A 26422-nucleotide genomic window follows, 5' to 3' on the forward strand; every position below is an offset into this window, starting at 1 on the left:
TCGTCGGCGTAGCGAATCAGGATCGGTGTGCCAGGTACGGCCACGGGCTCTCGCCCGATGCCCTTCTTTTTGTACCGGCACCCTGCGGCTTCCTCCATGCCGTGAAGAGCAACATTGAGCAGCAGGGGGCTGATCACACCACCCTGCGGCGTCCCCTCCTCTGTGGGTGCGAAGCGCCCGCGTTCCATCACTCCGGCTTTGAGCCACTTCCGGATCATTTCCCTGGCAGGGAACGTCCCGAGTGACTCCGGCAGGTGTTGATGGCTGATGCGGTCGAACGCGCCTGCAAGGTCGGCGTCCAGGACCCACACCCTCTTGCCACGTGAACTTGCGGCGTTGAAGATGGCCTCGCGTGCATCATGGCAACCCCGTCCGGGACGGAAGCCGTAGCTTCTCGGCTCGAATCGGGACTCCCACTCCGGTTCAAGCGCATTCTTGACCCGCGCCTGCATCACGCGATCCCGGATGACCGGGATTCCCAGTGGACGTTGTTTTCCGTTGCTCTTCGGAATGTACACACGCTTTACCGGCATTGCCCGGTATGGTCTCTCCTCCGCGTGGATCGCAGAGGCGAGTTCATACTTCCGGGACGGGGTCAGACTCTTGACTCCGTCAACGCCGGCAGTGTTGCGGCCGGAGCTCACCTGGGCCACCCGTTTCACGCTTACCAGCGTGTTGGAGTAGTTGCGTAACATGAGCTTCTGCAGATTGCGGACCTTCTTGAGGTCCCCTTGCTGCGCGGCCTTGAAGATCCTCTGCCTCAGTCGCCGTACGTTCTCCTCGGCCTGTGCCCAGTCGATGCTGCGCCAGGCTTTAGAGCCGCCCTCTGGTCCGTTCGCAGGAAGCGCCACGGCTTCCGCAACTTCCGCCATGACCCTCCCTCCGTCTAACTTGTCCTTCGGTTCCGGGTTCCTTGCTTCGTTCTTCAAGGGTCCACCAGGCTCACGTCTGCTCCCTTTCGGGCCGGGCACTGGTCCCGTATCCGGCGAGTTATAGGAATCTCTTCCATTTCCTCTGAGCTTTCGCCCCACCGGCATTCGCTTCTTGAGCCTTCCTGTTCCCGCTGAGGAGTTCTGCCTTTCTTACGTCCGGCTTACCGGTCTTGCGACCGGACCTCAACGGGGTTTCCACGTTCCACACCGCGAAGATGCGAGTGGTGCGGGTGCCTCCTGCAGCCCGGGGAAGAGGGTGGTGCCTTGAGCCGCAGCGATATTCCTACGACTCCACCCGCCGCTTCAGCGCGGCCCTTCCCATACCGTCTTATTGCACGCCATCGACGGACTACACTTACGAGCCATCATCGGAGGTTCACTTTCGTTCACCCTGCCACTCTTCCCCCACTGCCCGGATATTCCCGATGGCCGGGGATATCCTTAGGCTTTCCGTTCGCTCAGCTTCGCACCTCGTCATTACTGTCGACGCACGTGAGCGCAGGGGACTGACCTATGACACAAGCCAGGGAATAGCACTGGTTATATGGCTTCCATTGCTACTCCACTTCTTACGGTGCGACTTCGTGTCGCACACCTCGAGGTGTAGGCGGGGTCCACGGCAACGATGGTGATCCCCGTCCGGTCGGCCATCGAGACCAGCCGGGCGCGCAGCCGGCCAGTGGGCAGGCCGGAGACCAGCCGCCGGAACCACTTCTTGCGGCCGTGTTTCTCGCGGGTCTTCTCCGCGGTGAAGTCCAGGTCCTCGACCGCGATCGCCTTCACGCCGCATGCCCTCGCCCAGTGCAGGAGTCGGGTCAGGGCATGGCGGACCTGGGCGTCACGGTACTCTGCGGTGCCGGACAGGTCGTAGGAGAACCGGCGCGGGTCGCCGGTCGGGTTGCCGTGAATGTCCAGGCGCCAGGCGGCCAGGTGGTCGGCGTTCAGGTCCACCCCGATCACCCCGTCGGCCAGGGCCGCCGCCATCGGGATCGTGCGCGTGACGGGTTTCTGCCAGGAGGCGGTCACATACCAGCGGCCCCGGCCGGCGTCGTGGTGGATGCGGTAGGCGACGGCCCGGTTCGCCGCCACTCGGTCGGCCCACTCCGGCCCGCGGTGCGCAAACCCGACCCGGCCGGTGAGGACGTACCGGCCGTGCGGCGCGTTCGCCAGCCCGGACAGCGGGGCGGGGAGCCGGATGCTCACCTCACCGTCCGGGCTGATGCGGATGGTCTCGTTGCCGTACCGCTTCCCGGACTCCCCGTCCGCCTGCAGAAACCACCGTTCTGCATGCCAGCGTGCGCGCCACTGGGCTTCGGTGAGCCGGGCGGCGGGCAGCTGGTGGCGTATGCGGGCCAGGCGCTTGCCGCCGCGCGCCACATGCACGATCCCGGCCTCCCAGTCGGCGCGCTCTTGCGCCAGCCGGTCCTCCAGCACCCGCAGGCGCCGGGCCTTGGCGTGCCATTCCCGCCTGCTGCAGTACCCGCCGGGGGCCTTCCGCGAGCCCTTCGCGCCGAGCGGCAGCGACAGCCGGTGCCGCAGCATGTGGACCCCCGCCTGAAGGTTCTGAAGGTGGGCGAGGGCGCTGCGGCGGGCCAGCGCCCACTGGTCATGCGTGGCCTTGGTGATCACGCCCGCCCAGCGGGCCGAGGAGAGCGGGGTCAGTTCCCGCTTGCGTGCCGCCCACGCCCCGGTGTCATGTTTGAGGCCGTCGTGGCAGCGCGCCTTCAGGTCACGGCCGGCGAGCGTGCCCAGCTGCGCGCCCACCCGCCGCAGCACCTCCTCATCGGCGGGAGTGAGCTGCCCCAGCCGGGTACGGACGGCCACCCCCGACGGGCCGGGCACGACAAACGGCGCCGCAAGCTTCCGTAGTGCTCCGTCCACCCCACACCTCTCCGTCAGCCCAGCCCCGAAAACCCGATCACCCCACCCAGCGAGCACCATCCGCCAAGGTCACGCATTCGGCAGACGAACCCACATTCCCTCCTTCCGGCATGACAGCACGCACTCCCGGCCGTGACCGTGGCCGCGCCCGTCTGCACTCACTTATGCACACCAGAACGCACTCGTGCTCAGCCAAACCCCAACAGCTCCCAACCCCCTGGGTCCGTACACCTACAAGGGGCAGCCTCAACACCTGCCAGCGGTTCCGGTTCGTCGCCACCGACAGCGGCCACGTCCGGATCGTCAACCAGGCCAGCGGAAAGGTCGCCGACGTCGCCGGCTGCTCCACCGCGGACGCGGCCGACGTACGGCAGTGGACCTGGCTGAACAACGCCTGCCAGCAGTGGCGGCTCAACCCGGTCTGACCGGCCCGGGACCTCGGGTGCGTCGGGGTGCCTTCGCGGTACCCCGACGCGTCCCGTGTGTCCCGTGGGGGGTCTGTCAGCTCAGCGGGGCCATGCCGGCCGCCTCCGGCCAGCTCTGTGCTCCGGACCAGCCGGCCCCCGGGGCCTGGGACAGGCCGTCGGTGCCCCTGACCTGCGCCGCCGTCAGGCCGCCGCGGGCGGGGACACCGGGCGGCGTGGGACCGGTGGGCATCTGCGGGGACGGGTACGACGCCGCGGCGGGCATCGGGGCGGGCATCGGGGCGGGCGCGGGGACCGGAGCTGGAACTGGAGCCGGAGCCGCCAGAGGGTGCTGCGGCATCTGTTGAGACACCTGCTGCGGCATTTGCTGGGGAACCGGCTGTTGCGGCACGGGCGGGGACGGCACGGGCGGAGCCTGTACGGGCTGGGCCTGCATGGGCTGTGGCGCCTGCTGGGGCATCTGCTGCGGCCCCGACGAGGCTGCCGCCGGCATGGGCATCCCGCCGCTCGTGCCCATCGGAACCTGGGACGGGACGGCGGGGAGCGGCATGCCGATGCCGGCGGCCGGAGCGGCGGGCAGGCCCGGCGCCCCCGTACCGGCGCCGATGGCCTGGGCGGCGAGGCCCTGGGTACCGGCGCCGTTGGTCTCGCTGAACAGGCGGTCCACCGCCGCCGTGCCCGAGCTGTAGCCGGTCCCTGTGGCCTGCTCGGGCACGGCGGCTCCCCTCCTGGAGGTCCCGTAGAGCACCTGTTCCAGGCCGGACACCAGGCGGCGTACGTCCACCTGCGGACGTACCACGAGACGCAGGAAGCGGCTGGAGGAGCCGATCTTGTTGCCGCACTCGCGGACCAGGAGCCGGTGCTCGGTGAGCATGCGGTCCCGGACCACGGTGCCTTCGGCTCCCACGGGGAGGCGCACGAAGAGGAAGTTGCCCTGGGACGGGTAGACCGTCAGACCGGGCAGTGAGGAGAGCTGGCCGGACATGTCCATCCGGTCGCGGCGTACCTGGTGGAGGCTCTGCTGGTATTCGGTGCCGTGCTCCTTCAACATGAACACCACGTGCTCGGCGAAGGAGTTGAGGTTCCACTTCGGCAGCATCGAGCGGATGCGGCCGGCGAGCGCGGGGTTGGCGACGAGGTAGCCGAACCGGATGCCGTGCAGTCCGAAGTTCTTGCCGAGGCTGCGCAGGACGATGACGTTGGGGCGCAGCATCGCCTCCTGCACCACCGACGGTTCCACCTCGGCGTCGGCGAACTCCAGGAACGACTCGTCGATCACCACCAGGTCGAGGTCGGCCATCGCGTCCATGAACTGCACGATCGCGTGCTTGTGCAGGAAGCCGCCGTCGGGGTTGTTGGGGTTGCAGATCACCGCGACCTTGGTGCCCCGCGCGCGGATGAACTCGGCGTACTGGGCGAGGTCGAGGGCGAAGCCGCCGGACTCCTGGAGCGGGAACATGTCGACCCGCTTGCCGGTCTCCATGGGCTGGTCGGTCCAGCGGCCGAAGGTGGGGACGGGGACGGCGAGGGACTCGCGGACCAGCAGGTGGTCGATCCAGGTGATGAGTTCCGTCGATCCGTTGCCCATCGCCACGCACTGCGGCGGGAGCCGGAGCAGGCTGCACAGCTCGGCCGTGATGGTGTCGGCGCTGCTCGGGTAGTACGTGATGATCTCGCGCAGCCGCGTCGCCATGTCCTCGAACATGGCGGGGGTGGGGAAGTAAGGGTTGCAGGGAATGCAGAAGTCCACCAGGCCGGCCCCGTCGCTCTCCCGAGCCAGCGCAGCCATCGAGGGGCTGTGCGCCGCGTTGCTGCGGAACAACGAGGTGACGTTGTCGGCCATGGAACCTCCGGGTGCGGCGGGCCCGGCGGGGACGTACCGGGCCCGTCATGCGTGGGTGGCCCGCGCGGGGGAGCGCGGGCCACCCGTACATACGGAGGGGGGTGTGACGCTGTTCAACCGGTGTGAAAAAAGTGTGACGGCGTGAACCCCGGGCGGGGTTTGTGCGTCACGCGCCCCGGGCCGGCCTCCCCCGAGGGCCCGTCAGGGCCCGTCAGGGCCCGTCAGGGCCCGTGTCCAGGACCCATGCCAGGGCCCGTCAGAGCCCGTGAGGACCCGTCAGGGCCCGTGAGGACCCGGGTTCGGGGCTCAGGCGTCGAACGAATGCACCGTCGTCGTCCGGTACGTCTCGCCCGGCCGCAGCACGGTCGACGGGAACGACGGCCGGTTCGGCGAGTCCGGGAAGTGCTGGGTCTCCAGGCACAGCCCGTCGCCCTGGCGGTAGACCCGCCCGCCGGTGCCGACGAGGGTGCCGTCGAGGAAGTTGCCGGAGTAGAACTGCAGTCCGGGCTCGGTGGTGGCGATCCGCAGGGTGCGGCCGGAGGACGGGTCGCGCAGGGTGGCGGCGTGCCCGGGGCGGGCGGTGACGCCCTTGTCGAGCACCCAGTTGTGGTCGAACCCCTGCCCGTACAGAATCTGCTGGTGGGCGACCCGCAGATCTCGGCCGACCGGCTTGGCGCCGCGGAAGTCGAAGGGGGTGCCGCCGACCCGGGCCAGTTCGCCCGTGGGGATCAGCCCCGAGTCGACCGGCGTGTAGCGGGTGGCGGCGATGGACAGCTCGTGGTCGCCGATGGAACCGCTGCTCTCGCCGGCGAGGTTCCAGTAGACGTGGCTGGTGAGGTTGACGACGGTGGCCCGGTCGGTGGTGGCCGCGTAGTCGATACGCCAGTCGCCGTGCCGGGTGAGGGTGTACGTCACCTTCGTCCGCAGGGTGCCCGGGTAGCCCATCTCGCCGTCGGCGCTGACGTAGGACAGGCGCAGTCCGACGTCGGACCCCTCGGCGAACGGTTCGACGTCCCAGACCCGCTTGTCGAAGCCCCGGTCGCCCCCGTGCAGGCTGTTGGCGCCGTCGTTGACGGAGAGCTGGTGGGCCGTGCCGTCGAGGGTGAAGCGGCCCTTGCCGATCCGGTTGCCGTAGCGGCCGATCAGGGCGCCGAAGTACGGGCTGGAGGCGACGTACTCCTCGAGGGTGCCGAAGCCGAGGGAGACGTTGGCGTGGCGGCCCCGGCGGTCGGGGACCTCCAGGGACTGGACGATGCCGCCGTAGGACAGGACCTTCAGCCGGGTCCCGCCATTGGCCAGCGACCAGCTGTGCACCTTCGTGCCGTCGGCGAGCCGGCCGAAGAGGGTCCGCGTCGGCTTCCCCCTGCCCGGTGAGGCGTGGGCCGTACCGCCGAGAGCGGTGGTGGCGGCTGCTCCGGCCGCCGCCGCTCCGGCTCCTGCGATGACCGTGCGTCTGCTCAGTTCCATGTGCAACTCCCGAAAGGGAAGGGGCCCCGCCGTCCGGCGGGCCCGAGCTGACTGACCGAGGACTCTTACAGAAGGCCTCAGCGCATACGCCGGGGGCGAAGGCGTCTGCAAGGCTGTTTTGACGTGCACCTCAGAGCGCACGTTGTTGCTGTTCGATGGAGTGGCGGATCAGGAGGTGAACGTGGTCGTGATCGCCTGCCGAACTTCTTCATTTCCCCTTCCTCGCAGACCGTGCGCATGACCTCTGCGCAGCATGTCAACATCTCGTGCCGGTACCGCGTCACAAGGGTCAAGCGCATCTCTCCCTCATGGAAGTAATGCGTCTTATATGCCTTTCGTTGTTCCGTGACGCGTTGAGGGAAATAGCCGTAGCGTTTTGGTTCGTGCAGCTTCGCTATAACTATCGGGCCTACCCGGATGCCTCCCAGCGCCGTGCGCTGGCGCGTGCCTTCGGGTGTGCCCGTGTGGTGTGGAACGACTGCCTGCGCGACCGGAAGGAAGCGCACGCGGCCGGGCTGCCGTACGTGACGTCGGCGGAGCTGTCCCGGCTGCGCATCACCCAGGCCAAGCGCACCGACGAGCGCGCCTGGTTCGCCGACGTCTCCGCGGTTGTCCTGCAGCAGTCCCTGCGGGATCTGGATGCCGCCTACAAGAACTTCTTCGACAGCCTCAAAGGCAAGCGGAAGGGCCGCAAGGCAGGCCCTCCCCGCTACAAGTCGAAGAAGGACACCCGTCAGTCGGTCCGTCTCACCACCAGCGCCTTCTCTCTGAGGGAGAACGGCACGGTGTATGTGGCCAAGGTCGGTGAACTGGCGGTGAGGTGGTCCCGCCCGCTTCCGGCCGCGCCCACGTCGTTGACCGTCACCCGGGACAGCTGTGGACGGCACTTCCTCAGCTTCGTCGTGGACACCGAACCGGACCTTCTCCCCAAGGGAGAGGTCGATACCGGTATCGACCTCGGCCTGACCGCCTTCGCAGTCCTCTCCGACGGGCGGAAGATCGGAAGCCCGCGCTTCCTGCGCCGGGCGGAGAAGAAGCTCAAGCGCGGTCAGCGGGAGCTGTCTCGGAAGACGAAAGGATCGAAGAACTGGGCCAAGGCCCGCCGCAAGGTCGCACGCTGTCACGCGAAGGTCGCGAACCAGCGCCGGGACTTCCAACACAAGGTATCCACACAAATCATCCGCGACAACCAAGCGGTGTACGTGGAGGACCTCGCGGTGTCCGGTCTCGGCCGCACCCGGCTTGCCAAGTCCGTTTACGACGCGGGATGGTCCGCGTTCGTCCGGATGCTGGAGTACAAGGCGGTCAAGCACGGCCGCACCTTCGCCCAGGTGGACCGTGCTTTCCCGTCCTCTCAGATCTGCTCGGCCTGCGGCTTCCGGGACGGTCCCAAACCCCTGCACGTGAGGGAGTGGACGTGCGGGGCGTGCGGCACCGTGCACGACCGTGACCACAACGCAGCCTGCAACGTCCTGTTCGAAGGACGCCGTATCGTCGCCGCCGGACGGGCGGAGACGCGAAACGCCTGTGGAGTGCCGGTAAGACGGGCACGTGTGCCCGCACAGCGCGGTGAAGCAGGAAGCCCCCGGAAGGGTCAGACGGCCCAGACCGGAATCCCTGGGCCTTAGGCCAGGGAGCATGTCAAGAACCGACCTTGCGCTTGTTCCACACGTCGAAGCCGACCGCTGCCAGGAGCACCAGGCCCTTGATGACCTGCTGCCAGTCGGTGCCGACGCCGACGAGGTTCATACCGTTGTTCAGCACGCCCAGGACCAGACCGCCGATGATGGCACCGAGCACGGTGCCGACACCGCCGCTCATCGACGCGCCGCCGATGAACGCGGCCGCGATCGCCTCGAGTTCGAAGTTGAGGCCGGCCTTGGGTGAGGCCGCGTTGAAGCGGGCGGCGAAGACCAGACCCGCCAGGGCCGCGAGCATGCCCATGTTCAGGAAGACCAGGAAGGTGACCTTCTTGTCCCGCACACCCGACAGCTTGGCCGCGGGCAGGTTGCCGCCGATGGCGTAGATGTGGCGGCCGATGACGGCGTTGCGCATCACGTAGCCGAAGCCGACGAGCAGCGCGCCGAGGATCAGCAGCACGATCGGGGCGCCCTTGTAGCTGGCCAGCAGCAGCGTGACGGTGAGGATGGCGGCGGTGAGCGCCACCAGCTTCAGCAGGAACAGCTTGACGGGCAGGACGTCGAGGGCGAACTCCTGCTGGCGGCGCCGGTCGCGGACCTCCTGGAGCACCACGAGGGCTATCAGTCCGAGGCCGAGCAACAGGGTGAGGTTGTGATAGTTCGTGTTCGGGCCGACCTCGGGCAGGAAGCCGTTGGCGGTCGTCTGCAGCCCCTTGGGGAACGGGCCGAGGGTCTGGCCGTCGAGGAAGATCTCGGTCAGACCGCGGAAGGTGAGCATGCCCGCCAGGGTCACGATGAACGACGGCAGCCCGCCGTACGCGATGAACCACCCCTGTACCGCGCCCGCGATCGCGCCCACCGCCAGGCACAGCAGCACCGCCACGGGCCAGGGCAGGTCGTTGCGGACCATGAACACGGCGGCCATCGAGCCGACGAACGCCGTCAGTGAGCCGACCGACAGGTCGATGTGGCCGGCGATGATGACCAGCATCATGCCGATCGCGAGGATCAGGATGTAGCTGTTCTGCAGCACCAGGTTGGACACGTTGCGCGGCAGCAGCAGGTCGCCGTCGGTCCACACCGCGAACAGCGCCACGATCAGGCCGAGGGCGATCAGCATGCCGTACTGGCGCATGTTGCGGCGCATGCCGTCCAGCATCAGCTGGAGCAGTCCGTCACCGGTGCCCGCCCCGTTCCCGCCCGGCGGCGCGGCGGCCGGGGTCTTGTCGGTGACATCCGTGCTCATCGGGTTACCTCTTTGTCCTTCGTCATCCGGCGCATCAGCGATTCCTGGGAGGCCTCGGCCCGCGAGAACTCCCCGGTCAGCCGCCCGGCGGCCATCGTGTAGATGCGGTCGCACATGCCGAGCAGTTCGGGCAGCTCGGAGGAGATGAAGACGACCGCCTTGCCCTCGGCGGCCAGTCGGTCGATGACCGTGTAGATCTCGTACTTGGCGCCGACGTCGATGCCGCGGGTCGGCTCGTCCAGGATCAGCACCTCGGGACCCGCGAAGATCCACTTGCTGAGGACGACCTTCTGCTGGTTGCCGCCGGACAGCTTGCCCACCGGCTCGAAGACCGTCGGCGCCTTGATGTTCATGGACTTGCGGAAGCCCTCGGCGACCTGGCGCTCCTCGTGCTCGTCCACCACTCCCCGCTTGGCGACCTTGCCCAGCGCGCTGAGCGAGATGTTGCGGTTGATGGTGTCGATGAGGTTGAGGCCGTAGTGCTTGCGGTCCTCGGTGACGTACGCGATGCCGTGCCGCACCGCCTCGGGGACGGTCTTGGTACGGATCTCCTTGCCGTCCCGCAGGACCGTGCCGCCCGCGTGCCGGCCGTAGGTGCGGCCGAACAGGCTCATCGCCAGTTCGGTGCGGCCGGCGCCCATCAGGCCGGCGATGCCGACGATCTCGCCGCGCCGGACCTGCAGCGACACGTCGTCGACGACCTTGCGCTGCTGGTCGATCGGGTGGTGCACGGTCCAGTTGCGCACCTCGAGGGCGGGGGCGGTGCCCTCCTCGGGGTGGTGCGGGGTCCGCTCCGGGAAGCGGTGCTCGAGGTCGCGGCCGACCATCCCGCTGATGATCCGGTCCTCGGTGGTCTCCGGGGCCTTCACGTCGAGCGTCTCGATGGTCCGCCCGTCCCGCAGGATGGTCACCGAGTCGGCGACCGCGCGGATCTCGTTCAGCTTGTGGGAGATGATGATCGAGGTGATGCCCTGTTCCTTCAGCTGGAGGATCAGGTCGAGCAGCTTGCCGCTGTCCTCGTCGTTGAGCGCCGAGGTCGGCTCGTCGAGGATGAGCAGCTTCACCTTCTTCGACAACGCCTTGGCGATCTCCACCAGCTGCTGCTTGCCCACGCCGATGTCGGCGACCCGGGTCTCCGGGTGGTCGTCGAGCCCCACCCGGCGCAGCAGCTCGGTCGCGTGCCGCAGCGTCTCGTGCCAGTCGACGAAGCCGCGCCGGGCGTGCTCGTTGCCGAGGAAGATGTTCTCCGCGAGGGAGAGGTACGGCACCAGGGCGAGTTCCTGGTGGATGATGACGATGCCCTGCTGCTCGCTGGTCCTGATGTCCTTGAACCGGCAGAGCCCCTCCTCGAAGAGGACCTCCCCCTCGTAGGTGCCGTGCGGGTGGACGCCGGAGAGGACCTTCATGAGGGTCGACTTGCCGGCGCCGTTCTCGCCGCAGATGGCGTGGACCTCGCCCTGCTGGACGGTCAGGGTGACGTCCGACAGCGCCTTGACGCCGGGAAAGGTCTTGACGATCGAGCGCATTTCCAGGACGGGTCCCGCCATGGTCGTGCCTTCCAATCCGTAGGTGACGGCGGTGTGCCGGGGTCGTCTACTTGAGGTCGCTCTCCTTGATGTAGCCGGAGTCGACCACGGCCTCCTGGTAGTTGCTCTTGTCCACGGCGACCGGCTCCAGCAGGTAGGCCGGCACGACCTTCACGCCGTTGTCGTAGGACTTGGTGTCGTTGACCTCGGGCTCCTTGTCGTTCAGGAGCGCGTCGATCATGTTCGTGGCGACCTTGGCGAGCTCACGGGTGTCCTTGTAGACCGTCATGGACTGCTGGTCGGCGATGATCGACTTCACCGAGGCGACCTCGGCGTCCTGGCCGGTGACGATCGGCAGCGGCTTGTTCTTGGAGCCGTAGTCGTCCGACTTCAGCGCCGACAGGATGCCGATGGAGATGCCGTCGTACGGGGAGAGGACCGCGTCGACCCGCTCGCTCTTGTAGGACGAGGTCAGGATGTCGTCCATACGCTTCTGGGCGGTGCCGCCGTCCCAGCGCAGGGTGGTGACCTGGTTGAGCTCGGTCTGACCGGACCGGACGACGAGCTGCTTCTTGTCGATGTACGGCTGCAGGGCGCTCATCGCGCCCTTGAAGAAGTAGCGGGTGTTGTTGTCGTCGTTGGAGCCGGCGAACAGCTCGATGTTGAAGGGGCCCTTCTCGCTGCCGTCCTTCAGGCCGAGCTTGTCGGCGATGTAGTCGCCCTGGAGCTTGCCGACCTTCTCGTTGTCGAACGAGGCGTAGTAGCCGACGTTCTCCGTGCCGAGGATCAGACGGTCGTAGGAGATCACCGGGATATCGGCGTCCTTGGCCTGCTGCAGGACGTTGTTCAGCGACTTGTTGTCGATCGCCGCGACGATCAGCGCCTTGACGCCCTGCGTGATCAGGTTCTCGACCTGCGCGACCTGCTGGTCCGGGTCGTCCTCGCCGAAGACCAGCTTGGTCTTGTAGCCCTTGGACTCCACCTCCTTCACGACGTACTTGCCGTCGGCTATCCAGCGCTCGGAGGACTTGGTCGGCATCGCGATGCCGATGGTCGCCCCCTCGGAACCCGACTTGTCGTTCTCGCCGCCGCCCTCACCCTGGCCGCAGGCGGACAGGGTGAGGGCGAGGGAGGCGGCGGTGGCTATGGCGGCGGTGACGGCTCTGCGGTTACGCATGATCATCATCCTCGATGTGTGTGCAGGGTGGCCCGGAGGCGCGAAGTCGCTTTCGGGTCAAGTGATTTGGCGATGAAGCTGCGGTGCGGGGTGCTGCGGGGCGGTGCGGTGCGAAGGAGATGCCGGGCAATCCCGAGAAAGGAGTGTGTGGGATTGTGCGCGTCTGTGTCTGCTTCTGTGAAGCCGAGTTTCCGGAACGTTATGACGAGATGCCGAACCTGCGCAGATCCCCCGGGAGTCGTGAACCGAGCGGGTCCATGTCGCGGTCCGCGCCGTGGCGGGCGAGCAGGTCCAGGGCGAGCCGGCCGCGCCGCACCCGCTCCTTGGCGCTGGCGAGGGTGACGTCCCGCATGTGGTGCCCGTACGGATAGATCCCGGGCGCCTTGGACAGGCCGAACTTCAGGTACAACGGCGCACCGCGCCGGATCAGTTCGGCCACCTCGTACATCCGGACATAGCCGCCGAGGTCGTCGGGGGCCTCGATGTACATGTCCATCGGAGTGGCCGACACCCTTCTGATCTCGGTGAGATGATCCAGCGTCAGATCGCTCGGCACGTTGATCGAGTCGGCGCCGAGCTGCTCGTACACCGCGTACGAGGCCGGGTTGACCGGTCCGATGAGGGCCGAGACCTTCAACGTGGTGTCCTGCGGAATGAGCCCGGCCATCCGCGCCCGGTGCAGCGTCCACAGCACCCCCTCGTCGGCGACGAGCAGGCACTTGACGCCCAATTCCGTTGCCCTTACGGCGTCTTCGACGCAACCGGCGACCGCATCGTGGCCCCGGGCGCGCAGGCCGGCACCGCGCGAGTCGGTGCGGGTGGAGCCGCCGATGTCCCAGGTGCCGCGCGGGCCGGTGAACAGGCAGAGCTCGATGTCCCGCTCGGCGGTGGCCTCGACCATCTCGGTGATCTCGACGTCGGTCAGCATCCAGACGCCGCTGCCCTGGCTGATCCGGTGGATCGGCACGTCCAGCCGGGAGGCCTCCTTCAGGACCACCCCCAGCGCCTCGGGCCCCTCGCAGGAGGGAACCTCGGTGCGCCAGCGGCCGCCGCCGGGGAAGGAGTGCGGCGAGGCGTCGGCGGGGTCGGGGGCGGGAGCGCCCAGGCCGAGCGCGGTGAGCGCCTGCTCACCGGGCCTGCGGGCTGCCTTGGCGGAAGCGTCGGTCACAAGATGTCCTTTTGTTCGGTATGTCGGACGAAGTTCGCGGCCCGTGGGAGGGAGTGGCCCGTGGGGGGAGCGGCCCGTGGGAAGGAGAGGCAGGGGCACGGTCGACGGGCGGAGGAGGGCGGGGAGGAGGCGGGCGGGGGAGAGGCGAGCGGGGGAGAGGAGGGCGGGTGCACCGGTACGGGGCGCGGTCAGGTCGCCCCGTACCGGCACACGGCCGGGCGCCCTAGGGACGCAACAGGACCTTGCCCACCTTCGGGTCGCCGGACCCCACCAGCTCGATGGCCTCGGAGAACCCGGCCAGCGGCAGCTCGTGCGTGACCAGCGGCAGCGGATCGAGCAGCCCGGCGGCGAACACGCGCACCGTGTGCGCCCAGGCGTCAGGCGGCGCCCCGAAGACGGTGTGCACCTCCAGCTGCCGTACGACCAGGTCCGTCGGGTCGAGACCGTCCGCGCCCGGCGCCGGGATGCCCGTCAGGACGAGCCGCCCGCCGCGCCTCAGCAGCGCGGCGGCCGTGCGGGCCGCGCCGGCGGACCCGGCGGTCTCGATCACCACGTCGAAGTCGTCCGGGAGCGGCTGGTCCTTGGTGCGGAAGCCGGTGGCGCCGTACCGCCGGGACAGCTCCTCCCGGTCACTGCGGGTACCGACGACCAGCAGTTCGGCCGGGGAGTTCGCGCGCAGGAACTGCACCGCGAACATGCCGAGGGTCCCCGTACCGACCACGGCGACCCGCTCCCCGGGCACGGCGTTCGCCTTGAGCGCGGCGGCGGCGATACAGGCCGCCGGCTCCAGCAGCGCCGCCGCGGTGAGGTCGGCGCCGTCCGGCAGGACGTGCAGCAGACGGGCCGGGAGGGTCAGCGTGGCGGCCATCGCCCCCGGTTGGGTGAACCCGGTCTCCTCGTAGCCCGCCGAGCACAGCGTCGTCTCGCCGGCGTGGCAGCGGTCGCACACCTGGCAGTTCCGGAAGCCCTCTCCCACGACCTTGCGGCCGGTGAGCGAGGCGGGCACGCCCGCGCCCACCCGCTCCACGGTTCCGGACCACTCGTGGCCCGGCGTGAGCGGATAACGCACGTACCCCTCGGGGCGGTTGCCCTGATACACCTCGCGGTCACTGCCGCAGATGCCGGTCGTGTGCACCCGGACCAGTGCCTCGCCGGGGCCGGGGTCGCGCGGCTCGTGCGCGACCAGGCGGTGCGCGCCGGGGCCGTCGACGACGACGGCGACGGAGTCCCCGGCCGCGCGGGTGGCCGCGGGAGTGGCCGCGGGGCCGCCCGTCCGCCCGGTCACTTCGTGCCCTCGGAGCCGGACTTGGGCTTGCGCTGCTCCCAGCCCTCGGCCCACAGGTCGAACCGGGCCTGCTGCTGCGGGAACTCGGCCGCCGCGTCGACGTCCAGCTCCACACCGAGGCCGGGGGCATCGGAGAGGTGGAAGCAGCCGTCCTCGGGGTTCACCTGCGGGGCGCCCTTGACGACCTTCTTGATCTCAGCGTCGGCGAAGTCGTTGAAGTGCTCCAGGATCTTGAAGTTCGGTGAGGTGAAGCCGACCTGGAGGGACGCGGCGGTGAGCACCGGGCCGCCGACGTTGTGCGGCGCGACCAGCATGTAGTGGGTCTCGGCGGTCGCGGCGAGCTTGCGCGTCTCCCAGATGCCGCCGATGTGGCCGACGTCCGGCTGCAGGATGTCGACGGCCTGGCTCTCGAACAGCTCACGGAACTCGATGCGGTCGTGGACGCGTTCACCGGTGGCGAGGGGGATGTCGACCTTGGCGGCGACCTTCTCCAGCGCCTTGAGGTTCTCCGGCGGAACCGGCTCCTCCAGCCAGGCCGGATCGAACGGCGCCAGCTCCCGCGCGAGGCGGACGGCGGTGGCGGGGGAGAAACGGCCGTGCATCTCCAGCATCAGCTCGGCCTCGGGGCCGATGGCGTCGCGGACCGCCTCGATCAGGGAAATGGCGTACAGGGTCTCCTTGTGGTCGAGTTCGAAGTGCCCGGTGCCGAACGGGTCGATCTTCAGGGCCCGGTAGCCGCGCTCCACCACCGCCTGCGCGGCCTTGTGGTACGCCTCCGGGGTGCGCTCCGTGGTGTACCAGCCGTTGGCGTAGGCCTTGACCTTGTCGGTCACCCTGCCGCCGAGCAACTGCCAGACGGGGACCCCGAGGGCCTTGCCCTTGATGTCCCAGCAGGCCATCTCGACCACGGCGATACCGGACATCACGATCTCGCCGGCCCGGCCGAAGTCGCCGTACTTCATCCGGCGGACCAGGTCCTCGACAGCGAACGGGTCCGAGCCGAGAATGTGGTTGAGCTCGGCTTCCTTCAGATAACCCAGCAGGGCGTCGGTGTGCCCCAGCATCCGGGTCTCGCCGACTCCCGTGATCCCCTCGTCGGTGTGCACCTGGACGTACGTCAGGTTGCGCCACGGCGTCCCGACCACGTGTGTGCTGATTCCGGTGATACGCACGGCAGTCGCCCCTCGCTGCGTTGTGGACCCTGTGATCGTTCGGTGGTTCGGCTCGACGTGTTCGATATTTCGTCACACGTTCGAAATGCTGGCGTGACAGTAAGGACGGGGCGGCGGGGGTGTCAATGGGTCTCGCGCATAACGGTTTCGACAGTTTCGAAACCTATGGGCAAGCGTCCCTACCAAACCTTCACAGTTTGCTCTAGGAACCGGACGTGAGCGGAACTTAGCCTTCACGCGTCATGGATTACTGCCACCCGTGCCGAAGGCACCTCAACGGCGCCCTCGCCTGCCCTGGGTGCGGCACCCCCGCCGAAAAAACCCTCCAGGCTCGCCCGGAGGCTTCCGACGCCTCCCGGACGGCGTACGAGAACGATCCGCCGGAGCCGGAGCCGGAGCCGGAGCCGGAGCCGGAGCCGGAGCCGGAGCCGGAGCCGGAGCCGGAATCCGGACCTCGGCCGGACCGCGGACACGAGCCGGACCCGGGGGCGGCCCCGGGGCCTGCCGAGGCCGGTGGGACCGATGGGACCGCCGGGCCCGGGAAACGGCAGGACGAGAACCCCGCGCACCCTCTGTCCGCGGACCCCGCGGACGAGGCCGTCCCGGCCGCGGACGAAGGTGACGAAGGTGCGGGGGCGGGGGAGAGCCGCCGGGACCGCAAGGCCGCGGCGCACCGCAGGCGACGGCGGCGTTCGTTGCTGGTCGTGGCGGGGTTCGTCCTGGCCGCGGGCGCGTTGAGCCTCGCGGAGCTGGGGCTGGACGCGCCCGGGGCGAAGTCCGAGCCGGCGGTGGCCGGGGACGAGACGCCGGACGGCGGGGCGTCCGGGACCGAGCCGGCGCCGCAGTCGAGCGGCGCCCCGGGTGCGGGCGGGGACGCATCCGTGACGTCCCCCTCCGCGGAGGCGTCCGGCTCGCCGTCGGTCTCGCAGTCGCCGACGGGCGAGGAGTCGGCGGAGGCGGAGGACGAGCCCGGCGAGGCGACCTCGTCGGCGCCCGCGGGCACCTCCTCGGCAGACCCGGCGACGGGCCGACCGCCGGAGCCCCCGGCCCGGCCGGACGCCACGGCCGACCCGGACGACCCTGACCCGGCCCCCACGAAGCCCGAACCGGATCCCGAACCGGAGCCGGAGCCGGAGCCGGAACCCTCGGAGACCTGCGACCGCTTCCTGTGGTGGTGCACCTGACGGCCGCTCACTCCCGGCCTTCGGCCGCCGTCCCTTCGGTGTCCAGCATCGTCCGCAGAATGTCGCGCAGGGAGCGGCGTTCCTCGTCCGTGAGGGCGGCCAGCGGCTCGCGGGCGAAGCGCAGCGACTCGCGCAGGCCGCGGGCCACCCTGCGGCCCTCCCGCGTCGCCGCCGCCACCTTCACCCGGCGGTCCGCCGGGTCCGGGCGGCGCTCGGCCAGACCACGGGCCTCCAGGCGGTCGACGATGCCGGTGACGTTCGACGGCTCGCACTTCAGGCGGTGGGCGAGCTTCCTCATCGGCAGGGGCTCCAGGCAGAGCAGGCTCAGGAGCCGGGCCTGCGCGCCGGTGAGGTCGTGTCCGGCCGCCGCCTCCTCGTACTCCTCGTGGTAGCGGGCCACCACCGAGCCGATGAGGCCGACGACCTCCAGGGTCAGGTCGTCGGGGCGTCCGGGGGAACTGGGTGTGGCGGCCATGCCCTCAGGGTACCCACATGCTTGACATCCTGAAATATTCAACGGCATGGTTGTTTCAGGTGATGAAACATTTCGAGGAGAGGCCCCACCCCATGTCCGACACCCCCACACTCCCCGCCACCGGCCGTGAATGGCACCTGGCGAGCCGGCCCGTAGGCCGGCCGAAGCCCGAGGACTTCGCCCTGGTCGAGGCGGAGATCCCCACGCCGGGGGAGGGCCAGGTGCTGGTGCGGAACACGTACCTCTCCGTCGATCCCTACATGCGCGGCCGGATGAGTGACGCCAAGTCCTACGTGGCGCCGTATGCGGTGGGCGAGGTCATGCAGGGCGGTGCCGTCGGTGAGGTCGTCGCCTCCGGCGCGGAAGGGCTGGCCGTCGGCGACCACGTGCTGCACGGCCTCGGCTGGCGCGAGTACGCGCTGGTGGACGCCAAGGGCGCCGTCAAGGTGGACGCCGGCGCCGCGCCGCTCTCCACCTACCTGGGCGTGCTGGGCATGCCGGGATTCACCGCGTACGCGGGACTGCTGCGCGTCGCCGCGCTCAAGGAGGGCGACACCGTCTTCGTGTCCGGCGCCGCTGGTGCCGTCGGCAGCCAGGTGGGGCAGCTCGCGAAGCTCAAGGGCGCCTCGCGGGTGATCGGCTCCGCCGGATCCGACGAGAAGGTCGCCCTGCTCGTCGAGGAGTACGGATTCGACGCCGCGTTCAACTACAAGAACGGCCCGGTGAGCCGGCAGCTGCGCGAAGCCGCGCCGGACGGCATCGACGTCTACTTCGACAACGTCGGCGGGGACCACCTGGAGGCCGCGATCGGTTCGCTGAACCGGGGCGGACGGATCGCCGTGTGCGGGATGATCTCCGTCTACAACAACACGGAGCCGGCGCCGGGCCCGCGCAACCTCGCCCGCCTCATCCAGACCCGGGGCCGCATCGAGGGCTTCCTGGTGAGCGACCACAACGACCTGCGGCCGGACTTCGTGCGGGAGGTCGGCGGCTGGATCGCCTCGGGCGAGCTCAAGTACCGGGAGACCGTCGTCGAGGGTATCGAGAACAACCTCGAGGCGTTCCTGGGCGTCCTGCGGGGCGACAACACCGGAAAGATGATCGTCAAGCTCTGACGCCGGAGCCTGAGGGTGGCGCCCGGCCGATGACCGGCCGGGCGTCGGCCGACGACACGCCGACGACGGGCCCCTATAGTTCCCCCATGCGCGATCTTGGGGTGGGTTTCCGGTATCTCCTGAAGGGCCAGCGCTGGGTCGCCCGGCACGGCAAGCAGTACGGTTTCGGCCTGCTGCCGGGACTGATCACGCTGGTGCTCTACGTGGCGGCGCTGCTCGCGCTGGCCATGTGGGGAGCGGGCTTCGTCGGCTGGGCGACACCGTTCGCGGACGACTGGTCCAGCCCCTGGCTCGGACTGTTCCGCGGACTGCTCACCGTCCTCCTCTTCGCGCTCGGCCTGCTGCTCTCCGTCATCACCTTCACCGCCGTGACCCTGCTCATCGGCCAGCCCTTCTACGACAGCCTCTCCGAGAAGGTCGACCGGGACGTCTCGCCCGACGGCACCGCCCCCGAGTCCGATCTGCCGCTGTGGCGGGATCTGTGGATCTCCGGCCGGGACAGCCTCCGCATCGTCGTACGGGCCCTGCTCTGGGCGGTGCTGCTCTTCGCGCTCGGGTTCGTCCCGTTCGTCGGGCAGACCGTCGTACCGGTGATCGGGTTCATGGTCACCGGGTTCTTCCTCACGGAGGAGCTGACGGCGGTGGCCCTGCAACGGCGCGGGGTCGAGCTGCGGGCGCGGCTGGCCCTGCTGAGGGGCCGCAAGGCCCTTGTCTGGGGCTTCGGCACGCCGCTGGGACTGGCCTACCTCGTCCCGTTCGTCGCCGTGTTCCTGATGCCGGGCGCGGTCGCCGGCGCCACCCTCATGGCACGGGACCTGCTCGGCGAGGAGACCAGGGACGGCGACGCCGCCGAGACGCCGGGCGTGCCGTCGCAGCCGTCTCCGTCGATCAGCCGGACGGACACTGAGAGTGGGACGAGGTGACCACATCGTGTCCCTTTGTGAAGGATTCGTACGAACTCTCGATCGAATGCCCGATCGCGGACCGCGGGATCGCTATGACGATTACCGTCTGAATCGGGGTAGCTCCCGTCGGCCGGGGTATCCCTCTGCATGAGCAGCCCCGGCCCGGGACCCTGACCCCGGGCCGGGGCTCATGTGCGTCACCCCGGCCGGGCCCGGGCGAGCGGGCCCCGCTAACGCACCGCGAAGCCGTACACCGTCTCCGAGCGGAACGTCCCGCCCGGCCGCAGGACCGTGCTCGGGAAGCCGGGCCGGTTCGGGGAGTCCGGGAAGTGCTGCGTCTCCAGCGCGATGCCGGCGCCGGGAGCGAAGGGCTCCCCGATGTGGTCGGCGGTGTAGACCTGCATCCCGGGTTCGGTGGTCGCCACCGTGAGCACCCGCCCGGAGCCCGGGCCGTACAGTTCGGCGACCTCCACCGGTGTCGGTGTCACCCCCTTGTCGAGCACGTAATTGTGGTCGTACCCGGTGCCGGTCCTGCGCGCCTCGCGGAAGTCGAAGCGGGTGCCGGTCACGTCCTGGTGGTCGCCGGCCGGGATCAGATCCGCGTCGACGGGGGTGAAGCGGGAGGCGGCGAGCCGCAGTTCGTGCCCGGCCGCGATCCCGGTCCCGGCCCCGGATCCGGCACCGGACCCGGTTCCGGCCAGGTTCCAGTACGAGTGGTTCGTCGGGTTCACCACCGTCGGCGCGTCCGTCACCGCCTCGTACCCGATCCCCAGCGCGCCCCGCTCGTCCAGGGTGTACGTCACCGACATCTCCAGGCGGCCCGGGAAGCCCTCCTCGCCGTCCGCGGAGACCAGGGTGAGGCGCAGACCGTGAGCCACCGGCGTCACGTCCCACACGCGCTTGTCGAAGCCCCGCTCACCGCCGTGCAGCGAGTTCGGACCGTTGTTCGGGGCGAGCGTGTGGACCCGGCCGTCCAGCGGGAAGCGGGCGCCCGCGATGCGGTTGGCGTACCGCCCGATCAGGGCGCCCAAGTACGGCCCCGGATGGGCGAGATAGTCGTCCAGGCCGGAAAAGCCCAGCACCACGTTCCCGGACCGCCCCTCCCGGTCCGGCACCTCGACGGCCTGCACGATCCCGCCGTACGACAGCACCCGTACGCGTACGCCGGCCCGCTCCAGGGTCCAGCGGTGCACCGGAGTGCCGTCGGAAAGTGTGCCGAAGAGTTCGTTCATGTGCGAAACAATAAGTCACGGCTTCGCCGCCGTGACCGTACGGTGGGCGATCTCCGCCAGCCGGGCCTGGCCGTCGATGCTGGGGTGGAACCAGTCCCAGCGGCTCAACTGCGTGGTGCCGAACCTGTACTCGTACACCGCCCCGCCGTCGTAGCGGCACCGGTCGTCCTCGGCGCATACCTCCTCCAGCGCCTTGTTGTACTCCTCCACCCGGTCCTGCACTGTCGCGCGCCGCTCGTTCGCCGCCGCGTCCAGAGCGTCCGGATCGCCCAGCATCGACGGGCAGATGCCGAGCTTCCACACCTGCTTGCCCATCTCGCTGGTCCGCCCCTGCGCCCACAGCCGTTTCAGGTCCGGCACGCTCGCCACGTACACCTGGGCCTTGGGCAGCGCCTTGCGCAGGGTGCGTATCGCTTCCTCGAAGTCCGCGCGGAAGCCGGCCACCGGCGTCATCGCCGACGTGGTGGCCCGGCAGGCGTCGTTGGCCCCGGCCATCACCGCCACCAACTCCGGCTTCCGGCCCACCGCCAGGGCCATCTGACCGGGCAGGTCCGCCATCCGCGCCCCGGTGACCGCGTAGTTCCAGCTCCGCTCGGCAGCCCCCGCCGGGCCCAGCAGCCGCACCGCCAGACTGTCGACCTTCTCGCTGCCGCCCGTCGCCCACGACACCTCGGGACAGTCCGTCAACACCGCGCACGCGTCGAAACCGGTCGTGATCGAATCGCCCACGGCGGCCACGGAGGCGGGGCTGGTGTCCCAGACCGGAGTGGGCGACGGGGCCGGCGCGGCCTTCTTCGCCCCGGTGCCGGACGGAGCGGCCTCGTCACCGCCGACGGCGTCGCAGCCGGCGGCCCCCAGTACGGCGGCGGCCGCCACGGCGGCGAGCACGGCCCGCGAACGGCCGCCCCGCTTCGGCCCCTTCCACCGTGTCCCCTGGTCCATCCCACAGCCTCCCCGCACATCGGTCACCGTCCCCCATGCATAACAACGCACGGGAGTTCCCGCCTGCCCGGGCGGTCCGCCCGGCGGTCCGCCCGGGCAGAACGGCTCAGACGGAACGGCGTATATGGAACGGCTCACATGATCTTGGGCCGGCGCCCCTGGGTTGTCGGCCTGCCGGGTGAATGGCGGCGATTTCCGGGTACCGGGACGGACGGTACGTCACACTCCTTCCCCCGCCACACGGTAGCCTCGGCCACAACGTGGTCCTCCCGGCCACCCGCTGATCGGCCCTTTCCGACCTGTCCCGCTCTGCCCGGAGGTTCCGGTGACGACACGTGGAGTCCTGTACGTGCACTCCGCGCCGCGTGCGCTGTGCCCACACGTCGAGTGGGCCGTCGCGGGGGTGCTCGGCGTGCGCGTCAGCCTGGACTGGATCCGGCAGCCCGCCGCTCCCGGCACCTGGCGCTCGGAGTTCTCCTTCAAGGGCCAGGCCGGCACCGCCTCCAAGCTCGCCTCGGCGCTGCGCGGATGGCAGTTGCTGCGCTTCGAGGTCACCTCGGAGCCCTGCCCCACCGCCGAGGGTGAGCGCTACAGCTGCACCCCCGACCTCGGCATCTTCCACGCCGTCACCGGCATGCACGGCGACATCATGATCCCCGAGGACCGGCTGCGCGCCGCCCTGGCCAGGTCCCAGCACGGCGAGACCGACCTGGAGGCCGAGATCGCCAAGCTCCTCGGCAAGCCCTGGGACGACGAACTGGAACCGTTCCGCTACGCGGGCGAGGGTGCCCCGGTCCGCTGGCTCCACCAGGTCGTCTGACCGCGCCGGAACCCAGCCCCACCCCATACCTCCGTGCTCCGTACCCGGTACCTCCGCGCTCCGTCCAGGTATTCCCGTGCTCCGTCCAGGTACCCCCGTACTCCGTCTGGGTACCCCCGTACTCCGTCTGGGTACCCCCGTACTCCGTCTGGGTACCCCCGTACGGTGTACTTCCGCTCTCCCCGACACGCCGAAGGGCCCCACCCGGTGGGTGGGGCCCTTCGCACGTACGCACCCGGCGTACCGGCGTCGGTCAGACCGACCGGAACGCCAGCACCACGTTGTGCCCGCCGAACCCGAACGAGTCGTTGAGGGCGGCGATGCGGCCCTCGACGGGCAGCTTGCGCGCCTCGCCGCGGACCACGTCCGCGTTCGCCTCGGCCTCGGGGTCGATGGTGTCGAGGTTGATGGTCGGCGGAGCCACCCGGTGGTACAGCGCGAGCACCGTCGCCACCGACTCCACGCCACCGGCGCCACCGAGCAGGTGCCCGGTCATCGACTTGGTCGCGGAGACCGCCATGTGGTCGACGTCGTCGCCGAACACCTTGCGCAGCGCCTTCAGTTCGGCGATGTCACCGGCCGGCGTCGAGGTGGCGTGCGCGTTGACGTGCACGATCTCGGACGGGTCCAGGTCGTTGGCGTCCATCAGGTTCTGCAGGGCGTGCGAGATGCCGCGGCCCTCCGGCTCCGGCTGCACGATGTCGTGGCCGTCGGCCGAGATGCCCTGGCCGACCGCCTCCGCGTAGACGCGGGCGCCGCGCGCGGCGGCGTGCTCGGCGGACTCCAGGACGATCACGCCCGCGCCCTCGCCGAGGACGAAGCCGTCCCGGCCGACGTCGTACGGCCGCGAGGCGCCCTGCGGGTCGTCGTTGTTCTTGGACATCGCCATCATGTTGCCGAACGCGGCGATCGGCAGCGGGTGGATCGCCGCCTCCGTGCCCCCCGCGACGACGACGTCGGCACGGCCGGAACGGATCATCTCGATGGCGTAGCCGATGGCCTCCGCGCCCGAGGCGCAGGCCGAGACGGGGGTGTGCACACCCGCCTGGGCGCCCACGAGCAGGCCGACGTTGGCCGACGGGCCGTTCGGCATCAGCATGGGGACGGTGTGCGGGGAGACGCGGCGGACGCCCTTCTCCTTCAGCACGTCGTACTGGTCGAGCAGGGTCGTCACGCCACCGATACCGGAGGCGATGACCGTGCCCAGCCGCTCCGGGGCGACGTTCGGGTCCTCACCGGCCCTGCCCTCGAAGCCGGCGTCGGCCCACGCCTCCTTGGCCGCGACCAGCGCGAACTGCGCCGAGCGGTCCAGGCGGCGGGCCTGCGGCCGCGGGATGGTCTCAGTGGGTTCCACGGCCACGGGGGCCGCGATACGGACCGCCTGGTCGGCGGCCCACTCCTGGGTCAGGGGCTTGACTCCGGAACGTCCGGCGATCAGACCCTCCCAGGTCGAGGCCGCGTCGCCACCCAGCGGTGTGGTTGCGCCGATACCGGTGACGACCACAGTGCGATTGGTCGAGCTCATCGGAATTCTTTCTCCAACGGATACGAGGATTCGTACGGCGCCACCGCCGGGCGGCGGGGCCGGGGACTCCCGGCCCCGGGCCTTCCGTCCGGATCATGCCGGGCTCGGCATGATCCGGACGGAAGGACCGGCAGCGCTCAGGCCTGGTGCTTGAGGATGTACTCGGTGGCGTCGCCGACGGTCTTGAGGTTCTTGACGTCGTCGTCCGGGATCTTGACGTCGAAGCGCTCTTCGGCGGCGACGACGACCTCGACCATGGACAGCGAGTCGACGTCCAGGTCGTCGGTGAAGGACTTGTCCAGCTGGACGTCCTCAACCGGGATGCCGGCGATCTCGTTCACGATCTCCGCGAGACCGGCGACGATCTCTTCCTGAGTGGCGGCCATGATGGCGCTCCTTCGCTGTGATTCCTGAGGGTGTGGCGCCCGCCGCGACAGCGGCGGGTGGTGCGGTTCTCCGTACTGCCGGACCGGGTGATCCGGCACGGAGTGCCTAGGGGAGAGTAACGACCGTTGCGGCGTAGACGAGACCCGCCCCGAAGCCGATGACGAGCGCGGTGTCGCCGCTCTTCGCATCGCCGGTCGCCAGAAGCCGCTCCATCGCGAGCGGGATCGAGGCGGCCGAGGTGTTGCCGGTGGTACGGATGTCACGGGCGACCGTGACATGTTCCGGCAGTTTGAGGGTCTTCACCATCGAGTCGATGATCCGCACATTGGCCTGGTGCGGGATGAAGACGTCCAGCTCGTCCGAGGTGATCCCGGCCGCGTCCAGCGCCTGCTGGGCGACCTTCGCCATCTCGAACACGGCCCAGCGGAACACCGCCTGGCCCTCCTGCGTGATCGCGGGGAACTTCTCGACCTCGCCGTCGCGGTAGTCCGTCCACGCCACGGTCTGCTTGATGACCTCGGACTTGTCGCCCTCCGAGCCCCACACGGTCGGGCCGATCGCGGGCTCCTGGGACGGACCGACGACGACCGCGCCCGCGCCGTCACCGAACAGGAAGGCGGTGGCCCGGTCCTCCAGGTCGGTCAGGTCGCTCAGCCGCTCCACACCGATGACGAGCACGTACTCGGCGGAACCCTCCACCACCATGCCCTTGGCGAGGGTGAGGCCGTAGCCGAAGCCCGCGCAGCCCGCCGAGATGTCGAAGGCGGCGGCCTTGTCCGTGCCCAGCAGGTGGGCGATCTCGGTGGCCACGGCCGGGGTCTGCTTGAAGTGCGACACGGTCGAGACGACCACGGCGCCGATCTGTCCGGCGTCGATGCCCGCGTCCGCGATCGCCTTGCCCGACGCCTCGACGGACATCGCCGCGACGGTCTCCTCGGGCGACGCCCAGTGCCGCGTCTCGATCCCGGAACGCGAGCGGATCCATTCGTCGGACGAGTCGATCGTCTCCAGGATCACCTCGTTCGGCACGACCCGGGTGGGCCGGTAGCCGCCCACACCCAGGATGCGGGCGTACGGGGCACCCTTACTGGGCTTGATCTTCGCCATGCGGATTCTGCTCCTAAGGGCGTCAGGCGTGCTCGGCTACGAGCTCGCGGGCGGCGTCGAGGTCGGCGGGGGTCTTCAGGGCGAGCGTCGCGACGCCGGGCAGGGCACGCTTGGCGAGGCCGGTCAGGGTCCCCCCGGGGCACACCTCGATCAGCGCGGTCACCCCGAGCTCCTTGAACGTCTCCATGCACAGGTCCCAGCGCACCGGGTTCGCCACCTGGCCCACCAGGCGCTCCAGCACCCCGGCACCGGTCGCGACCGTCGCACCGTCCTTGTTCGACACGTAGACGGCCTTCGGGTCGCCCGGTGTCAGGTCCTCGGCCGCCTTCGCCAGCGTGTCGACGGCGGGGCCCATGTGGTGCGTGTGGAAGGCGCCGGCCACCTTGAGCGCGACGACCCGACGCACGCCCTGAGGCTTGTCCGCCTCCAGCGCGGCCAGTTGCTCCTTGGTGCCGGCCGCCACGATCTGGCCCGCGCCGTTGATGTTCGCCGGGGTCAGCCCCAGCTTCTCCAGGTGTGCGACGGTGACGTCCGGGTCGCCGCCGAGCAGCGCCGCCATGCCGGTCTCGGTGACCGCGGCGGCGTCGGCCATGGCCAGACCCCGCTTGCGGACCAGGCTCAGCGCGGCCGTGTCGTCGAGGACCCCCGCGAACGCGGCCGCGGTGAACTCACCGACGCTGTGCCCGGCGACCGCGCCGGGCGCGAGCCGCGCCACCGCCGAGGCGGTGTCGTCCGCACCGGCACCCAGCGCCGAGACGGACAGCAGCCCGGCCGCGACCAGCAGCGGCTGGGCGACGGCCGTGTCGCGGATCGCGTCCGCGTCGGCCCCGGTGCCGTAGTGGGCGAGGTCGAGTCCGATGGCGTCGGACCAGGCGGCGACGCGGTCCGCGGCACCGGGGAGGTCGAGCCATTCAGTCAGGAAGCCGGGCGTCTGAGCGCCCTGGCCGGGAGCGACGAGTACGAGCACT

21 protein-coding genes and 2 pseudogenes are annotated in these 26422 nt (G+C 69.8%); 6 read left to right on the top strand and 17 right to left on the bottom strand.

Annotated elements, in window-relative coordinates; genetic code table 11:
- Positions 1 to 872: reverse transcriptase N-terminal domain-containing protein (locus ACFYQA_RS20490; protein WP_388919820.1), on the bottom strand; the 872-nt coding region annotated here is incomplete at its 3' end.
- Positions 873 to 1526: 654 nt separating this feature from the next.
- Positions 1527 to 2873: pseudogene (locus ACFYQA_RS20495) on the bottom strand (IS200/IS605 family accessory protein TnpB-related protein); the annotation flags it as partial.
- A gap of 188 nt (positions 2874 to 3061) precedes the next feature.
- Between ACFYQA_RS20495 and ACFYQA_RS20500 the strand changes: the two are divergent.
- A pseudogene (locus ACFYQA_RS20500) lies at positions 3062 to 3238 on the top strand (RICIN domain-containing protein); the annotation flags it as partial.
- Positions 3239 to 3314: 76 nt separating this feature from the next.
- On the opposite strand, the gene ACFYQA_RS20505 reads toward ACFYQA_RS20500, so the two are convergent.
- Positions 3315 to 5081 carry a pyridoxal phosphate-dependent aminotransferase gene (locus ACFYQA_RS20505; RefSeq protein WP_388919551.1) on the bottom strand — a complete coding sequence of 589 codons (1767 nt, stop codon included), beginning with the start codon at positions 5079 to 5081 and terminating at the stop codon, positions 3315 to 3317.
- A gap of 306 nt (positions 5082 to 5387) precedes the next feature.
- The gene (locus ACFYQA_RS20510) at positions 5388 to 6548 is read right to left on the bottom strand and encodes an aldose epimerase family protein (protein ID WP_388919554.1); all 1161 of its coding nucleotides are present in this window, start codon (positions 6546 to 6548) and stop codon (positions 5388 to 5390) included.
- 383 nt (positions 6549 to 6931) lie between these two features.
- On the opposite strand from ACFYQA_RS20510, the gene ACFYQA_RS20515 reads away from it, so the two are divergent.
- Positions 6932 to 8176, top strand: a complete 1245-nt coding sequence (locus ACFYQA_RS20515; protein ID WP_388919557.1) for an RNA-guided endonuclease InsQ/TnpB family protein — start codon at positions 6932 to 6934, stop codon at positions 8174 to 8176.
- A 13-nt stretch (positions 8177 to 8189) separates the two neighbouring features.
- On the opposite strand, the gene mmsB is transcribed toward ACFYQA_RS20515, so the two are convergent.
- The 6 genes from mmsB to ACFYQA_RS20545 all read right to left on the bottom strand — a co-directional run bounded on the left by mmsB (position 8190) and on the right by ACFYQA_RS20545 (position 15762).
- Positions 8190 to 9434, bottom strand: a complete 1245-nt coding sequence (mmsB, locus tag ACFYQA_RS20520; protein ID WP_388919560.1) for a multiple monosaccharide ABC transporter permease — start codon at positions 9432 to 9434, stop codon at positions 8190 to 8192.
- The gene (gene mmsA / locus ACFYQA_RS20525; RefSeq protein ID WP_388919563.1) at positions 9431 to 10981 is read right to left on the bottom strand and encodes a multiple monosaccharide ABC transporter ATP-binding protein; all 1551 of its coding nucleotides are present in this window, start codon (positions 10979 to 10981) and stop codon (positions 9431 to 9433) included. The genes mmsB and mmsA overlap by 4 nt, the downstream gene beginning before the upstream one ends.
- A gap of 46 nt (positions 10982 to 11027) precedes the next feature.
- Positions 11028 to 12137, bottom strand: a complete 1110-nt coding sequence (chvE, locus tag ACFYQA_RS20530) for a multiple monosaccharide ABC transporter substrate-binding protein (RefSeq protein ID WP_388919566.1) — start codon at positions 12135 to 12137, stop codon at positions 11028 to 11030.
- Positions 12138 to 12336: 199 nt separating this feature from the next.
- The gene (locus ACFYQA_RS20535; RefSeq protein ID WP_388919569.1) at positions 12337 to 13305 is read right to left on the bottom strand and encodes a hypothetical protein; all 969 of its coding nucleotides are present in this window, start codon (positions 13303 to 13305) and stop codon (positions 12337 to 12339) included.
- Positions 13306 to 13528: 223 nt separating this feature from the next.
- Complete coding sequence (locus tag ACFYQA_RS20540; RefSeq protein WP_388919572.1) at positions 13529 to 14590, bottom strand: zinc-binding dehydrogenase; 1062 nt, start codon at positions 14588 to 14590, stop codon at positions 13529 to 13531.
- The gene (locus ACFYQA_RS20545; protein ID WP_388919575.1) at positions 14587 to 15762 is read right to left on the bottom strand and encodes a mandelate racemase/muconate lactonizing enzyme family protein; all 1176 of its coding nucleotides are present in this window, start codon (positions 15760 to 15762) and stop codon (positions 14587 to 14589) included. The genes ACFYQA_RS20540 and ACFYQA_RS20545 overlap by 4 nt, the downstream gene beginning before the upstream one ends.
- A 704-nt stretch (positions 15763 to 16466) precedes the next feature.
- Between ACFYQA_RS20545 and ACFYQA_RS20550 the strand changes: the two genes are divergently transcribed.
- Entirely contained in the window at positions 16467 to 16946 is a 480-nt protein-coding gene (locus ACFYQA_RS20550) for a hypothetical protein (protein WP_388919578.1), read from the top strand.
- 7 nt (positions 16947 to 16953) lie between these two features.
- Here ACFYQA_RS20550 and ACFYQA_RS20555 read toward each other — a convergent pair whose 3' ends face one another.
- Positions 16954 to 17421 carry a MarR family winged helix-turn-helix transcriptional regulator gene (locus ACFYQA_RS20555; protein ID WP_388919581.1) on the bottom strand — a complete coding sequence of 156 codons (468 nt, stop codon included), beginning with the start codon at positions 17419 to 17421 and terminating at the stop codon, positions 16954 to 16956.
- 92 nt (positions 17422 to 17513) lie between these two features.
- Between ACFYQA_RS20555 and ACFYQA_RS20560 the strand changes: the two genes are divergently transcribed.
- The gene (locus ACFYQA_RS20560; RefSeq protein ID WP_388919584.1) at positions 17514 to 18536 is read left to right on the top strand and encodes an NADP-dependent oxidoreductase; all 1023 of its coding nucleotides are present in this window, start codon (positions 17514 to 17516) and stop codon (positions 18534 to 18536) included.
- Positions 18537 to 18622: 86 nt separating this feature from the next.
- On the top strand, positions 18623 to 19459 hold the full coding sequence (locus ACFYQA_RS20565; RefSeq protein ID WP_388919587.1) for an EI24 domain-containing protein: 837 nt from the start codon (positions 18623 to 18625) through the stop codon (positions 19457 to 19459).
- 212 nt (positions 19460 to 19671) lie between these two features.
- Here ACFYQA_RS20565 and ACFYQA_RS20570 read toward each other — a convergent pair whose 3' ends face one another.
- Both ACFYQA_RS20570 and ACFYQA_RS20575 read right to left on the bottom strand, forming a co-directional pair.
- On the bottom strand, positions 19672 to 20673 hold the full coding sequence (locus ACFYQA_RS20570) for an aldose epimerase family protein (RefSeq protein WP_388919590.1): 1002 nt from the start codon (positions 20671 to 20673) through the stop codon (positions 19672 to 19674).
- Between the two features lie 15 nt (positions 20674 to 20688).
- A complete protein-coding gene (locus ACFYQA_RS20575; protein WP_388919593.1) occupies positions 20689 to 21615 on the bottom strand; it encodes an SGNH/GDSL hydrolase family protein in 927 nt (308 codons plus the stop codon).
- Between the two features lie 325 nt (positions 21616 to 21940).
- On the opposite strand from ACFYQA_RS20575, the gene ACFYQA_RS20580 reads away from it, so the two are divergent.
- A complete protein-coding gene (locus tag ACFYQA_RS20580) occupies positions 21941 to 22435 on the top strand; it encodes a DUF3145 domain-containing protein (protein ID WP_332427236.1) in 495 nt (164 codons plus the stop codon).
- A gap of 253 nt (positions 22436 to 22688) precedes the next feature.
- Here the strand turns inward: ACFYQA_RS20580 and ACFYQA_RS20585 are convergent, their stop codons facing one another.
- The 4 genes from ACFYQA_RS20585 to ACFYQA_RS20600 all read right to left on the bottom strand — a co-directional run bounded on the left by ACFYQA_RS20585 (position 22689) and on the right by ACFYQA_RS20600 (position 26421).
- The gene (locus ACFYQA_RS20585) at positions 22689 to 23960 is read right to left on the bottom strand and encodes a beta-ketoacyl-[acyl-carrier-protein] synthase family protein (protein ID WP_386404168.1); all 1272 of its coding nucleotides are present in this window, start codon (positions 23958 to 23960) and stop codon (positions 22689 to 22691) included.
- Positions 23961 to 24097: 137 nt separating this feature from the next.
- On the bottom strand, positions 24098 to 24346 hold the full coding sequence (locus tag ACFYQA_RS20590) for an acyl carrier protein (protein ID WP_004988657.1): 249 nt from the start codon (positions 24344 to 24346) through the stop codon (positions 24098 to 24100).
- A gap of 106 nt (positions 24347 to 24452) precedes the next feature.
- Positions 24453 to 25454: a ketoacyl-ACP synthase III gene (locus ACFYQA_RS20595; protein ID WP_386404172.1), complete on the bottom strand. Its 1002-nt coding sequence runs from the start codon at positions 25452 to 25454 to the stop codon at positions 24453 to 24455.
- 22 nt (positions 25455 to 25476) lie between these two features.
- Positions 25477 to 26421 (bottom strand): ACP S-malonyltransferase, encoded by a 945-nt coding sequence (locus tag ACFYQA_RS20600; RefSeq protein ID WP_388919822.1) that lies wholly within the window; start codon positions 26419 to 26421, stop codon positions 25477 to 25479.
- Between the last annotated feature and the right edge of the window lies 1 nt (position 26422).

The organism is Streptomyces sp. NPDC005774 (assembly GCF_042871645.1).
In the GTDB taxonomy this organism is placed as follows: Bacteria; Actinomycetota; Actinomycetes; order Streptomycetales; family Streptomycetaceae; genus Streptomyces; species Streptomyces pratens.

Excerpts from the sequence above, each read along its gene's own strand:
- ACFYQA_RS20505 (WP_388919551.1), bottom strand. The coding sequence starts at position 5,081 with ATGGCCGACAACGTCACCTCGTTGTTCCGCAGCAACGCGGCGCACAGC.
- ACFYQA_RS20510 (WP_388919554.1), bottom strand. The coding sequence starts at position 6,548 with ATGGAACTGAGCAGACGCACGGTCATCGCAGGAGCCGGAGCGGCGGCG.
- mmsB (WP_388919560.1), bottom strand. The coding sequence starts at position 9,434 with ATGAGCACGGATGTCACCGACAAGACCCCGGCCGCCGCGCCGCCGGGC.
- mmsA (WP_388919563.1), bottom strand. The coding sequence starts at position 10,981 with ATGGCGGGACCCGTCCTGGAAATGCGCTCGATCGTCAAGACCTTTCCC.
- chvE (WP_388919566.1), bottom strand. The coding sequence starts at position 12,137 with ATGCGTAACCGCAGAGCCGTCACCGCCGCCATAGCCACCGCCGCCTCC.
- ACFYQA_RS20555 (WP_388919581.1), bottom strand. The coding sequence starts at position 17,421 with ATGGCCGCCACACCCAGTTCCCCCGGACGCCCCGACGACCTGACCCTG.
- ACFYQA_RS20560 (WP_388919584.1), top strand. The coding sequence starts at position 17,514 with ATGTCCGACACCCCCACACTCCCCGCCACCGGCCGTGAATGGCACCTG.
- ACFYQA_RS20565 (WP_388919587.1), top strand. The coding sequence starts at position 18,623 with ATGCGCGATCTTGGGGTGGGTTTCCGGTATCTCCTGAAGGGCCAGCGC.
- ACFYQA_RS20570 (WP_388919590.1), bottom strand. The coding sequence starts at position 20,673 with ATGAACGAACTCTTCGGCACACTTTCCGACGGCACTCCGGTGCACCGC.
- ACFYQA_RS20575 (WP_388919593.1), bottom strand. The coding sequence starts at position 21,615 with ATGGACCAGGGGACACGGTGGAAGGGGCCGAAGCGGGGCGGCCGTTCG.
- ACFYQA_RS20585 (WP_386404168.1), bottom strand. The coding sequence starts at position 23,960 with ATGAGCTCGACCAATCGCACTGTGGTCGTCACCGGTATCGGCGCAACC.
- ACFYQA_RS20590 (WP_004988657.1), bottom strand. The coding sequence starts at position 24,346 with ATGGCCGCCACTCAGGAAGAGATCGTCGCCGGTCTCGCGGAGATCGTG.
- ACFYQA_RS20595 (WP_386404172.1), bottom strand. The coding sequence starts at position 25,454 with ATGGCGAAGATCAAGCCCAGTAAGGGTGCCCCGTACGCCCGCATCCTG.